At 60.2% G+C, this 12,148-nt stretch carries 8 protein-coding genes and 4 tRNA genes; 9 read left to right on the forward strand and 3 right to left on the reverse strand.

All coding sequences use genetic code 11. The features are described 5' to 3' along the window. Window positions 1-113 precede the first annotated feature (113 nt). Window positions 114-512, forward strand: a complete 399-nt coding sequence (gene msrB, locus ACIQAL_RS10850; protein ID WP_166596726.1) for a peptide-methionine (R)-S-oxide reductase MsrB — start codon at window positions 114-116, stop codon at window positions 510-512. Between the two features lie 85 nt (window positions 513-597). Next, window positions 598-1,083, forward strand: coding sequence for a glutathione peroxidase (locus ACIQAL_RS10855; protein ID WP_341963136.1), 486 nt, complete (start codon window positions 598-600; stop codon window positions 1,081-1,083). A 42-nt stretch (window positions 1,084-1,125) separates the two neighbouring features. Here the strand turns inward: ACIQAL_RS10855 and ACIQAL_RS10860 are convergent, their stop codons facing one another. Beyond that, the gene (locus ACIQAL_RS10860; protein WP_401145117.1) at window positions 1,126-3,450 is read right to left on the reverse strand and encodes an ATP-binding protein; all 2,325 of its coding nucleotides are present in this window, start codon (window positions 3,448-3,450) and stop codon (window positions 1,126-1,128) included. Between the two features lie 102 nt (window positions 3,451-3,552). Between ACIQAL_RS10860 and ACIQAL_RS10865 the strand changes: the two genes are divergently transcribed. Both ACIQAL_RS10865 and ACIQAL_RS10870 read left to right on the forward strand, forming a co-directional pair. After that, a complete protein-coding gene (locus ACIQAL_RS10865) occupies window positions 3,553-4,446 on the forward strand; it encodes an ATP-binding protein (protein WP_401145118.1) in 894 nt (297 codons plus the stop codon). Beyond that, window positions 4,443-4,925: a GAF domain-containing protein gene (locus ACIQAL_RS10870; protein ID WP_341963141.1), complete on the forward strand. Its 483-nt coding sequence runs from the start codon at window positions 4,443-4,445 to the stop codon at window positions 4,923-4,925. Before ACIQAL_RS10865 ends, ACIQAL_RS10870 begins: the two co-directional genes overlap by 4 nt. Window positions 4,926-5,154: 229 nt before the next feature. Here ACIQAL_RS10870 and ACIQAL_RS10875 read toward each other — a convergent pair whose 3' ends face one another. Then, window positions 5,155-5,928, reverse strand: a complete 774-nt coding sequence (locus ACIQAL_RS10875) for a hypothetical protein (protein ID WP_166596731.1) — start codon at window positions 5,926-5,928, stop codon at window positions 5,155-5,157. Between the two features lie 265 nt (window positions 5,929-6,193). On the opposite strand from ACIQAL_RS10875, the gene ACIQAL_RS10880 reads away from it, so the two are divergent. The 4 genes from ACIQAL_RS10880 to ACIQAL_RS10895 all read left to right on the forward strand — a co-directional run bounded on the left by ACIQAL_RS10880 (window position 6,194) and on the right by ACIQAL_RS10895 (window position 6,605). Further along, window positions 6,194-6,269: transfer RNA gene (locus ACIQAL_RS10880), tRNA-Glu, on the forward strand. 2 nt (window positions 6,270-6,271) lie between these two features. Further along, a tRNA-Gly gene (locus tag ACIQAL_RS10885) sits at window positions 6,272-6,347 on the forward strand. Between the two features lie 102 nt (window positions 6,348-6,449). Then, window positions 6,450-6,525 (forward strand) — tRNA-Glu (locus tag ACIQAL_RS10890). 4 nt (window positions 6,526-6,529) lie between these two features. Continuing rightward, window positions 6,530-6,605, forward strand: a tRNA-Gly gene (locus ACIQAL_RS10895). 121 nt (window positions 6,606-6,726) lie between these two features. On the opposite strand, the gene ACIQAL_RS10900 is transcribed toward ACIQAL_RS10895, so the two are convergent. Next, window positions 6,727-10,815: a DEAD/DEAH box helicase gene (locus tag ACIQAL_RS10900; RefSeq protein WP_401145120.1), complete on the reverse strand. Its 4,089-nt coding sequence runs from the start codon at window positions 10,813-10,815 to the stop codon at window positions 6,727-6,729. Window positions 10,816-11,162: 347 nt separating this feature from the next. Between ACIQAL_RS10900 and ACIQAL_RS10905 the strand changes: the two genes are divergently transcribed. Beyond that, the gene (locus ACIQAL_RS10905) at window positions 11,163-12,122 is read left to right on the forward strand and encodes an ABC transporter substrate-binding protein (RefSeq protein ID WP_401145326.1); all 960 of its coding nucleotides are present in this window, start codon (window positions 11,163-11,165) and stop codon (window positions 12,120-12,122) included. Window positions 12,123-12,148: the final 26 nt, after the last annotated feature.

Genomic DNA, 12,148 nt, shown 5'->3' on the forward strand with positions numbered 1-12,148 from the left:
GTATGCCTTGAAGGCCGGTGACAGACTGGCGTCCAACGAAGGCGCAATCATACGTGCCACCCGACCCGTGGAAAAGACACAGATCGGGCTTTTTGAATGGTGGAGGTGTACCCGTGGACAAGCTGGAAAAATCCCTCGAAGAATGGAAACAGATGCTCGACCCAGAGCAGTACCAGGTCTGCCGTCTGAAGGCCACCGAGCGACCGTTCACCGGTAAATACAACAGCACCAAGACCGATGGCGTCTACCACTGCGTGTGCTGCAACGAAGCGTTGTTCGACTCAACCACCAAGTTCGATTCAGGCTGCGGCTGGCCGAGTTTTTACGCGCCGCTCGAAGGCAGCGCGGTGGTGGAAGTGCGCGACGTGAGCCACGGCATGATTCGCACCGAAGTGGTGTGTGCCAAGTGCGACGCTCACTTGGGCCACGTCTTTCCTGACGGCCCGCCGCCGACCGGGCTGCGCTACTGCATCAACTCGGTATGCCTGGACCTGGTGCCCCGCGCTGCCTGATGCCGTGATATCACGCTGAACAATTGAATGGCGCGCCAACCACTGGCGCGCTAATTTGGCGGTTTGATCTTTTCGAGACGCGGCCATGAGCGAACAGTTGCTGAACATCCCGGTGCAGACGATCAAGGGCGAGCAAAAGACCCTTGCCGATTACGCAGGCAAGGCGGTGCTGGTCGTGAACACCGCCAGCAAGTGCGGCTTCACTCCGCAATACAAGGGGCTCGAAGAGCTGTGGCAGACCTATAAAGATCGTGGGCTGGTGGTGCTGGGCTTCCCCTGCAACCAGTTCGGGAAACAGGAACCCGGCAACGAAGGCGCGATTTCCGAGTTTTGCGAGCTGAATTACGGGGTCAGTTTTCCGCTGTTCAAGAAGATCGACGTCAACGGCAGCGACGCTCATCCGCTGTTCGTGCAATTGAAGAAACAGGCGCCCGGGCTGTTGGGGTCCGAGCGCATCAAGTGGAACTTCACCAAGTTTCTCGTGGGTCGCGACGGCAAGCTGGTCAAGCGTTACGCGCCGCTGACCAAGCCGGAAGAGCTGAAGTCGGACATCGAGGCGCTGCTCAGATAAAGCAGCCGCGAGCCTCAAGCCTGGCGCTGATCAGCTTGTGGCTCAAAGCTTGACGGTCGAAGCTGCTGTCCACTGATCCAGCAGGGTTACCAGCTCTTCCTTGTGAAACGGCTTGGCCAGATAGTCATTCATCCCCGCGTTCCGGCAATGCTCCCGCTCTTCGGGCATGGCGTTGGCGGTCAGGGCGATGATGGGCAGGTCGGGCCATTTCCCGCTCTGGCGAATCAGGCGTGTCGCTTCGTAGCCATCGAGCACCGGCATGTTGCAGTCCATCAGCACCAGATCGAAGTGACTGCGCTCGAGTTGTTGTATCGCTTCGCCGCCGTGGCTGCTGACCACCACGTCACACCCCAGCTTGCTCAACATACCTTTGGCGACCAATTGGTTCACCGGGTTGTCTTCGACCAACAGAATGCGCGCACGGTGGGCCACGGGTTTCAAGCTGGGCAGACGTTCGCCGTTCAAAACGTCCTCGACGTGCAGACTTCGCCGCAACGCTTGATGCAAGATCTGCCGCGACAGGGGGCGCGCCTGTTGATGCAGTGGCGCCAGGGCGATGACCTGATCAGCTGGCATGAAATTGCCATACGCCGTCACCAGCAGAATCGGAATGCCCGTTCCAGGGCGCATCCCCACCAGGCATTCCGGGCAGTCAGTGATCAGCAGATCAGGCTGTACATTGGATTGTGGGTGGTTCGCCGAAAAGTGCCGGTAATCAATGCCCCATTCTGGCAGTAACCGGCTCAGCAGCTCCGTCAGGCCGCTGCCCTTGGCGCTGACTACCACCACATGGCCTTTCAGCGCGGGCCACACGGGTGCTGGCGTGTGGGCCGGTAGCGGCAGGTCGGCGTAGAACCGGCTGCCGACGCCGGGGGTGGATTCGATGTTCAGTTGCCCGTCCATCGCTTTACACAAATTGTGGGTCAGGGTCAGCCCCAGCCCAGTGCCGCCGTACTGGCGGGTGATGGCGGCTTCGGCCTGGGTGAATGGCTCGAAAATCTTCGCCTGTGCGTCCTGAGGGATGCCGATGCCGGTGTCGCACACTTCGATGCGCACTTTGCCGCCCTGCTGACTCAGGCGCACGTCCACACGCCCGGCACGGGTGAATTTCAGCGCGTTGGACAGCAGATTGCTAACCACCTGCCGTACGCGTGTCGGGTCACCCATGACCAACGCCGGGAAGCGGGGATCGATCAGGCATGTCAGCTCAACGCTGGGCGCTGCGTTTTGCGAGAGCAGATTGGCGGTGTCTTCGATCAGGGTGCCGAGATCGAACGGGATGCGCTCCAGCTCTAACTGGCCCGCGTCGAATTTCGACAGGTCAAGGATGTCGTTGAGCAGCTCCACCAGCACCTTGCCCGAGTCATGGGCGATGGACAGTTGCTGACGTTGTTCCGCGCTGAGCGGGCCGTCCAGTGACAACGCCAGCATGCCCAGCAGACCGTTGAGCGGGGTGCGGATCTCATGGCTCATGTGCGCCAGAAAGGCCGAGCGGGCGTGGGCCATGTCCAGTGCCGTGCTGCGGGCAAGCTGTAGCTCCTCGTTGGACTGGCTGAGGCGCGCGTTGCTGGACTTGAGCTCTTGGGTGCGGGCGGAGACCACGTTTTCCAGCTCGTTGAGGTGCTCGGTCAAGCGGTTCTCAGCGTCTCGACGACGGCAGAACTCACTCGCCACGTTTTCGAACTGCTGATTCGCCACTTGCACCAACACGCCGATTTCGTCGTTTTCATGGCCGGGCGGGCAGGGCAGTGGCGTTTGTGTGGGGCTGCGGGAGTCGCGGCTGGACAGGGCGCGGATGACCCCGGTCAGCGGCTTGGTCAGCGTCAGGTAATACAACCCCATCAGAATGCCCGCGAACACCAGGCTGCGAACAAAGCCGGTGAGCAGTGTCACGACTGCCCGTTGCAGGAAATGGCTGCCGAACGCGTAGGTGTCGACATCCAGGTACAGGGCGCCAATGGCTTCGTTCGGCATGTGATCCAGGTGAAGGACATCCACGAACTCACGGCTCTTGCCAAACAGGCCGTCGCTGATCAGGCGATAGGGGCTTTCTGCCAATGGCCTGGTCACCGAAGCCAGCAACACATTGTTGTTGTCCACCAACCGTGCACTGATGACGGCCGGGGAGTGGAGCAGGCCGAGGGTCAGTTCTTGCGCGAGTTCGGCGTCGATGTTGTAGGCGATGCGTGACGCCGGGTTGTGGCTGATTTGCAGCAACGAGCGAATTTCACGATCGATAGAAGCGTCTTCGCTGGCATAATCGATTGCAATTTGTATCAGGCTGAACAGCGTTCCCAATAGAAAGCCGAGCAGGACGGTCAAACGGACCTGTTTGTACGACAGTCGGTGGGTAAGTCGAATATCCATAGGGGCGCTTGATCCATGGGGCACGTGCACATCTTGTGTCCATTGCGGGCCAAGCATAGCTGATCGCACAACGCCTTTAACCCGTTAAATCAAGGAGAAATCGTGGATTCTCGATTGAACGCATTTCTGGAGCGCGCCGAATCGGTTCTGGCGCGACTTGAACCGCTCTTGCCAGCCGTTCGTGAGCCGGTGGATTGGGAAACATCCCTTGCAGCACGGTGGGTGCGCGAAGGGCGCAGCGGTTATCTGATGCCGCTGGACGTGACGCTAGACATGCGTCTGTCCGACCTGATCGGGGTCGATCTGCAGCGCGAGCAACTGGGCCGCAATACCCAGCAGTTTATCGACGGCCTGCCTGCCAACCACGCTTTGCTGTGGGGTTCGCGGGGCACAGGCAAATCGTCGCTGGTGCGCGCCTTGCTCGCCGAACACGCCAAGGTCGGTCTGCGACTGATCGAGATCGAGCGGGATCACCTCGGGGATTTGCCGCGAGTGGTCGAGCAATTACAGAAGCTGCCGCAGCGTTTCGTGCTGTTTTGCGACGATCTGTCGTTCGAGTCCGGCGAGGGCGATTATCGCGTGCTCAAAAGCGTACTCGATGGTTCGTTGGAGCAGGCGCCCGATAACGTCCTGCTGTACGCCACCTCCAACCGCCGCCACCTGGTTCCGGAAAAAGAGAGCGACAACGCCCACTGGCAGCGCGGCGACGATGGCGAAATCCATCCGAGCGAAGCCGTGGAAGACAAGATTGCCCTGTCCGACCGTTTCGGGCTGTGGCTGTCGTTCTACCCGTTCACTCAGGAGCACTTCCTGGACGTAGTGGAACATTGGGTCGGTGAACTGGCGGCCAAGGCCGGGTTGCAGTGGCAGCGCGATCACGAACTCGACATTCTGGCCGTGCGCTGGGCAACCGGTCGCGGCAACCGCAACGGCCGCTGCGCCTATCAGTTCGCCCGTTATTGGGTGGGTTTGAAAATGCTGGAGCAACATCCATGATCGATTTGAACGCAGCGGGCGAGGGCCTCGACGGCTATCGCCTGCTCACGGCACAACTGGAGTCCCTGTTGGCGGACGAGCGCGACTTCATCGCCAATGCCGCGCAGTTTTCAGCGTTTCTGTATACCCAGCTGGAAGATTTGAACTGGGCCGGCTTCTACCTCAACCGCAACGAAGAACTGGTGTTGGGGCCATTTCAAGGGCAAATCGCCTGTGTGCGCATTCCGTTCGGCAAGGGCGTATGCGGTACTGCGGCAGCGACTCGCGAGACCCAACGCGTGCTCGACGTGCACGAATTCCCAGGCCACATCGCGTGTGACAGCGCGTCCAACAGCGAACTGGTCGTGCCATTGGTCAAGGAGGGGCGTTTGATCGGGGTATTGGACCTGGACAGTCCGAGCCTGGCGCGTTTCAGCGAAGCAGATCAGGCAGGGATCGAAGCGTTGGCGGCGATTTTTCTGAGATTGACTGACTGCTGAGATCGCGTGCGGCGCTTTATCTGAGGTTTGGCGCGAATGGCACTGTAGGAGCGAATTCATTCTCGATGCAGTGGTTCAGGCGCCAAATATGCAGCGTCTGTACCGGCCTCTTGTCGGAATGCCGCTCACAATGAATTCGCTCCCACAGTTGAACCAGCGTCAGGCCAGCATCCCGAGCCAATGCCGGACTTCAGTGGCAGCGAATGCATTCACGACACGGAGAAAGCCATCAGTCGTAGATGGCCTTCTTCTTCCATTCGGCGTCGACCTCGTCCGCTTTCAAACCCGCCGTCAGCTCGTTGTTGTCGTCTTCGGTCGGTGCGATCTGGTCCAGCACCATCGCGTTGACCCGCGCCAATTGACGCTCCATCGCTTGCAGATGGGTTTTCCACGGAGCCGGTTCCGGCTGATTCTTCAGATACTGCACGCCACGCTCGAACGCCAGACGCGCCTGACCCGGCTGATCCTGATTCAGCGCCTGCTGCCCCAGGTTGTTGAAGAACTCGATGTGCAGCAGCACCAGCATGCTGCGAATCTCGCGAACCCAATGCTTGGCTTCGGCGGTCTGTAAAAAACCGTCGTGGGCGGCGCGAGTGACCTGGCCGTGCATCGCTTCCAGCAGAAAGCGCACGTCCTTGGCCTTGGCTTCGGTCTGAATCGGGCTGGTCGGGTTGCTGATCTTGATGTTGTCGCCTTGGGCGATCAGCGCTTCCAGCTCTTTTTCGTGCTCTTGAATGCCAGGATTATTGCGTCGCTCCAGCGCAATCAGGCGCTTGACCACGTTCAATTCAAGCCGCACCAGCAGCAGCTTGAGCGCAGGGCTCATGAGTTGACCGGGGAAGGTTTCGGACAACTCGCTGCAACGGCGAAGGCGGTCATTGAGTTCGACGAGGGTTCGAGCGCGCTCGACCTTTTTCTGCTCGGCGACGTGATTCAGATAGCCGATTGCGACCAGGAGTACGATGCCTGCTACAACCATCAGGGTGATAATCAGTGGTGTCACCGTACAAACCTCGATCTAATTGATTTTGCGCCGAGTGTAGTGGCTATGCACTGGCACGGAAAGGGCGCTGGTCGCGCCACTCTATATAGAAGCGCTTTCGCCTACACCGCTATCGGCCATGGTTGACTGAAATAGAGGGCGAAGTCATTGATTTGAATAAATTTTCATAGAGGGGTTGACGACCCTTCCAACCATCCATAGAATGCGCGCCACTTGCAGCGTAAAGCACACAGCGAAGCGCAGCAGGGAGTGAATGTTGTAGCGTGTCCCCTTCGTCTAGTGGCCTAGGACACCGCCCTTTCACGGCGGTAACAGGGGTTCGAGTCCCCTAGGGGACGCCAATGCGGGAATAGCTCAGTTGGTAGAGCACGACCTTGCCAAGGTCGGGGTCGCGAGTTCGAGTCTCGTTTCCCGCTCCAATTTTAAGCAGCGTTGCCTAAGGGCAAGGTTGAGTGAAACCAGAACGCATCTTCGGGTGTGAGTCTGGAACTGAAACACAACACCATGGTGTTTCAGGCAGTGTCCCCTTCGTCTAGTGGCCTAGGACACCGCCCTTTCACGGCGGTAACAGGGGTTCGAGTCCCCTAGGGGACGCCATATTGCGGGAATAGCTCAGTTGGTAGAGCACGACCTTGCCAAGGTCGGGGTCGCGAGTTCGAGTCTCGTTTCCCGCTCCAAATTCAAAAAAAACGCCGCTCAACAGAGCGGCGTTTTTTTATGCGCATTTTTTGGGGCGCTGTGTCGTCAGCCCTGATCGTTGAAAAGGTGAGGGCCTAACCGAAGCCCTCACCCTTGCATCTAGCCTTTCAGCAATTCCAACAGCGCATCTGCATCCAGCTTCGCGCTGATTTCCCCGCCGTCCAGCAAACTGTCAGCCAGATCGCGCTTGTGCCCGTGCAGCCCGACGATCTGTTCTTCGATGCTGTTTTCGGTCACCAGGCGGTAGATCGTCACGGGGCGTTGTTGGCCCATGCGATGAGCGCGGTCGCTGGCCTGGTCTTCCACAGCAGGGTTCCACCAAGGATCGAGGTGGATCACATAATCCGCCGCGGTCAGGTTCAAACCGCTGCCGCCCGCTTTCAGGCTGATCAGAAAGATGTCGCCGACGCCTGCCTGAAAAGCGTTAACCCGGCTTTGCCGTTCCTTGGGCGGGGTGGAGCCGTCGAGGTATTGATAGGCGATGCCCTGCTGATCGAGCCAGGCGCGGACGATGCTCAGGTGGTCGACGAACTGGCTGAACACCAGCGCCTTGTGGCGGTTCTCTAATAACTCATCGACGATTTCCTTGAAGGCTTCCAGCTTGCTGCTTTGCAAGGTTGAGCCCGGCAGGACCAGCGACGGGTGACAGCAGAAGCGGCGCAGGCGGGTGATTTCCGCCAGCACCTGCATGGATTTACCCGCCTTTGGATCAAGGCGGGACAGGTGATCCACCGCCTGTCGACGCAACGCTTCGTATTGATGAGCTTCTTCGTCGGACAGCGGCACCTTGTAGGTGATCTCGGTGCGGGCCGGAAGCTCTTCGAGCACCTGGCTTTTCAGGCGACGGAGGATGAACGGCTGGATCAGCGCCTTGAGTGCCCGACGCGCACCGACGTCACCCTGTTCGATGGGGGTGGCGAAGCGGGCGGCGAAGCTGTCCTGGCTGCCAAGCAACCCCGGATTGATGAAGCGGAACAGGTTCCACAGCTCGCCGAGGTGGTTTTCCAATGGGGTGCCGGTGGCGACCATGCGGAAATCGGACTCCAGCGTCATGACGGATTGCGAACGCTTGGTTTGAGCGTTCTTGATCGCTTGCGCTTCGTCCAGCACGACACTGCTCCAGCGTTGAGCCGTGAACAGTTCCGCGTCGAGTTGCAGCAATCCATAGCTGACGATGACCAGGTCCCCCGGCCCCAAGTCAGCCAGGCTGCGCTGCTGTTGATAAACCCGCACGTTAAGGCTGGGGGCGAAACGCAGGCTTTCCGCCTGCCAGTTGAGCGTGACCGACGTCGGCGCTACCACCAATTGGGGGCCGAGACTGGCGCGCTGCAACAACAGCGCAAGGGTCTGCACGGTTTTGCCCAACCCCATGTCGTCCGCCAGACACGCGCCGACGCCCCAGTGGGCGAGACGTGAAAGCCAGACAAACCCGTCGTGTTGATAGTCGCGCAATTCGGCTTGCAGCGTGCCAGGCACTTGCGGCTGGTACTCGCGCAAGGATTGCAGCCGCTCAAGGTGCGATTGCCAGCTTGCATCCGCTTCGAACTGGCCGACCTCCTGCGCCAGATCGGCCAACAGGGGCGAGGTCAGCGCGCTGAGGCGCAAGCCCTGATCGGTGACCCGGTCAGCCAGGTGCGCCAGTTCATCGAGGCGTTTTCGCAGGCTGTCATCAAGGGCCAGCCAGTCGCGCTCGTTGAGCTTGAGGAAGCGGCCGGGGCTGGCTTCCATCAGCTTGAGCAGCTCACGAAGTTCAAGCACGCGGCCGTCATCAAGGGTGATGTTGCCCTGTACCACGAACCAGTCACCCTGCTGGCGCAGACCGATATTGAGGTTTTTCAGGCCTGATCGCGCCTTGATCCGCATCCGCTCGCCTTCCGGCCAGATGCAGTGCAGGTGTTCGCCGTCCAGCGCGTGCAGCTCGCTCAACAATTGCAGGGCGTGTTGCGGCTGATCCAGCTGCCATTCCTGGCCGTCGCTGTCGGCGTTGGCGAGGCCCGGGCACGCGAGCAGCACCTGCTCCAGAGCGCGTCGCTCAGCCGCCAGATCCCGGCAGACTTGCAGAGGCTTGCCATCACGTTCGGTGAGCAGGTTCTCGGCGCCCTGGCCGGGGCGGAACCAGCTGCCATCGGCCTGCGGGCGTACCAACAACTGCAGACGCAAACCTTCGGCCAATGGCAGCAGATGGGCGTACAGGCGGGTGTCGGCGGGTTCGCGGTCGAGGTGCCCGGTCAGCTCTGGCATGTCCGAATGGATCGGCAGCAGCGGGGCGATGGCGCTTACCACTTCGATCAACTGTTCTTTGGCCGACGCGGGCACGACCAGCCCCTCGCCGACGATTTCAGCGATTTTCCGCAACTCGCGGCTGATCGGGTAAATCAGCAGGCGCGTGGTGGTTTCCTTCTGGACGAAGGTTTCACTCGCTTCAAGCAGACCCAGGGGCTCAAGGTGCACGCGAATTTTCTCGGCGCTGGCGTGCAGGTGCAGTGACGCCTGGCCTGCCTGCAAGTCGATGCGCACGTCGGGGGCGTCTCGCCAGAACACCGCTGGGTGGCCGACCAGTCGCGGCAAAGCCTTGGACGCGGGGAGTTCGTATTCGGGGTTGCTGTACTGATAGCTCACCTGAATCACGCCGATGGTCTGACGGTCCTGCTCGGAAAGGAAGTCCATGGCCGGGCCATCTTCCACCAGACGTTTGAGCGAGACAGCACGCCCGCTGCTCCATTGCCCTTTGGCATTGCGCTTCTGTTCCCGGGGTTCGACTTTTTCCCAATAGCCGTCGAGAAGCACGTGCCAGGCCAGGCGCGTGTTTTTTTCATCGGCGGCAGGTGTTGCGGTTGTCTTGCCGGGGCGAAGCTGGCTCAGGGCACTCAGGGCGTGCTCCCAGGCTTCCTGGCGGTGCAGAAGCGTGACGAGTGGGCGCAGGCCAGCGGCCTGATGCAGCTCGGCGAATTGCCGGGGCGTGCCGAATTGCACGGCGATCAACGCGTCGAATTCAGCGGCGAGCCACAGGTACTGATCGCGTTGCAGCTCGTCGCGGCAGTCCTCCAGCTTGATGCGCCAGGCGTCGGTGCGCGCATGGGGCGAGTCGAGCCAGTACAGCGTGATGGCCACCAGCAGGCCATCCAGCCCGTTTAATGTGATGTGGGCGAAGGACGTGAGTGGGGGGGATTTTTCTCCCGCGAGCTGGGCCATCAGGTAGGGGAAAACCTCGTAGGCCTCACCGTATCGTTCCTTGTTGCCCAGCGCTACGGCCTGCTTGAGCGAGGCGCGTTGCTTGGGATCGTTTTCTGCAAAGAGCGTCAGGCAGTAGAACGCATTGAGGATAGGTGGCAGATCAATCTTGCGCTTTTTGGTGATTTTGCGCATTTCCGCCAGCCAGGCGCGCAGCAGAACCAGCGTGTCGCTCACCTGGCCTCGCAGCGTCAGGTGAATCACGTGTTGCAGCAGCGCTGTCTCTTCCATCTCGACGTATTCAAGGGTGTCCCAATCGCCGCGCCATAGCGCCTGCAGTGCCAACTCGACCCCCAATGACGGATGGGGTCGGGCTTCCATCTCGCGCAGTGCCAGCGAATAGCTTTGCCCCGCTGGGCCGAGATAGAAATTGAGCAGGCTGAGGTGATCCTCCAATAGCAGGCGTCGCATGTCTTCGCTGAACTCATCGAACACATGCAGTCCGTCCGGATCGCGTTGCAGCGCATACATCGGGTGTTCAGCCGGGGATTGGGCGAGGGTGAAGAGGGGGGATGCCACGGAGAGTGAGTCCGACAGCCCTCCGAGGTTGTGGCCCAGCAGGTGAAACCACAGATCTTGCAGGATTCGTGACCGGGTAGGGGTCTGCCACGCACTGAGCTGCGGCAGGCTGTCGAAAATCTCCTGCATCCAGAGACCGTAGTCCGGCGATTCCAGGAAGCTCCTCAACACCCGGTTTCGTTTCGCTGCGGTGACGGCGTAATAGCGTCCTTCGTGCCGCTCCTCCAACATGACCCAACCCGCATCCTCCAGGGATTCCAGTATTGGCATCAGGCTGTCGGCGTCGATCAGATGGCCATCGGCATCGCGGACGCCCACTGCGCGCACCAGTTTGAGCAGCGACGTCCTGCCTTTGCCGGGAAACGCCGTCACCAACCCGAAGAGGATCGCCATGCAGTAATCGGGTAGGTGTTCCTGAGTGATGACGGGCGTGGGCATGCAAGACCTCGTGACGCGATGGGTCGTCGGGGGAGAAGAGCGTGTCCCGAGACAAAAGCGACATTTTTCATCACTGGCAGAGTCTTGTCGATCAGCAATCCATTGAGGCCTGCTCAGGGAAGTCTCCATGGGCATCGCAGGTGTGTTGATGAATTGGCATATTTGCTTATAACAATAATGAATTTATTTAATGTTGTGCGCGATGTTATGGTTCTATCCCGCCGCACTGAGCTTCGCGCTTGGCCCGAGGCGATCAGTCGGCGACCGCACAGGCGGACCGGTATTCATGTTCATGAACCGGTTCTGATGGAACCCTGTGGAGGCCACTCGTGTCGATCAAATCCCGTCTGCTGCGCAACGCGTTACCTGCCTTTCTCTTATCTGCTTTTATAGCGTCTACCCATGCCGCCGACTTGACCGTTGGCGATCAGAGCTACGGCGCCCGCACCGTCATGGAGGCAGCCGGTGTGCTGAAAGACCTGCCGTATTCGCTGGAGTGGAAGCAATTCACGGCCGGTTCTCCGGTGGCCGAGGCCTTGAACGTCGGCGCGCTGGACGTGGGCCTGTTGGGCGACGCGCCCGTTCTGTTTCTCGGCGCGTTGGGGGCGCCGATCAAGGTCATCGGCATTTCCCGGCAGAATCTGGAAGGCGTGGCGATCGTCGTCGGCAAGGATTCGCCGATCAAATCGGTGGCAGACCTCAAAGGCAAGCGTCTGGCGATCTGGAAAGGTTCATGGAGCCAGCAGTTGATGCTCACCGCGTTGGACAAGGCCGGGGTGGCGCGCGATGCCGTGGAGTATCGCTATCTGAGCGCGCTCGACGCATCCCACGCCTTGGACGGCGGTTCCGTGGACGCCATCGCCACGTGGGACCCCTACGTCATCCAGCAGGAGCGACAAGGCGCTCACGTGCTGGCAACGGCCAATACGTTGATCCCGGCGCAGAGTTTCATCGTCGCCAATGACAAAGCCATCAAGGACAAACGTGCGCAGATCACCGACTTCATTCAGCGCTTGCAGAAAGCGCGCGCCTGGTCGGTGGCCAACAAGCAGAACACCGATGCGTACGCCACGGCCTGGGCGGCGTTGAGCAAGGCCGATCCTGATGTGGCGCGGGGCTGGTTCGAGCGTTCGGCGACCACCGTGGTGCCGATTTCGCCGCAATCCATCGCTCAGGCCCAGCAGACCATCGACTTCTTCAACAAAGAGGGGCTGACGAAATCGTATCCGGCTGCCAATGTATTCGACGATTCGTTCAGTGCCGTGCTCGGGACGCCAGAGGCCGGGGCGACGCAGGCGCAGCGTTAAGGGCACCACACGCGATTTTTGATGAG

It is taken from the genome of Pseudomonas sp. NPDC088368 (assembly GCF_044753445.1).
Lineage (GTDB): Bacteria > Pseudomonadota > Gammaproteobacteria > Pseudomonadales > Pseudomonadaceae > Aquipseudomonas > Aquipseudomonas bambusae.

Coding starts and splice junctions, on each gene's coding strand:
- ACIQAL_RS10855 (WP_341963136.1), top strand. CDS start 598: ATGAGCGAACAGTTGCTGAACATCCCGGTGCAGACGATCAAGGGCGAG.
- ACIQAL_RS10860 (WP_401145117.1), bottom strand. CDS start 3,450: ATGGATATTCGACTTACCCACCGACTGTCGTACAAACAGGTCCGTTTG.
- ACIQAL_RS10870 (WP_341963141.1), top strand. CDS start 4,443: ATGATCGATTTGAACGCAGCGGGCGAGGGCCTCGACGGCTATCGCCTG.
- ACIQAL_RS10900 (WP_401145120.1), bottom strand. CDS start 10,815: ATGCCCACGCCCGTCATCACTCAGGAACACCTACCCGATTACTGCATG.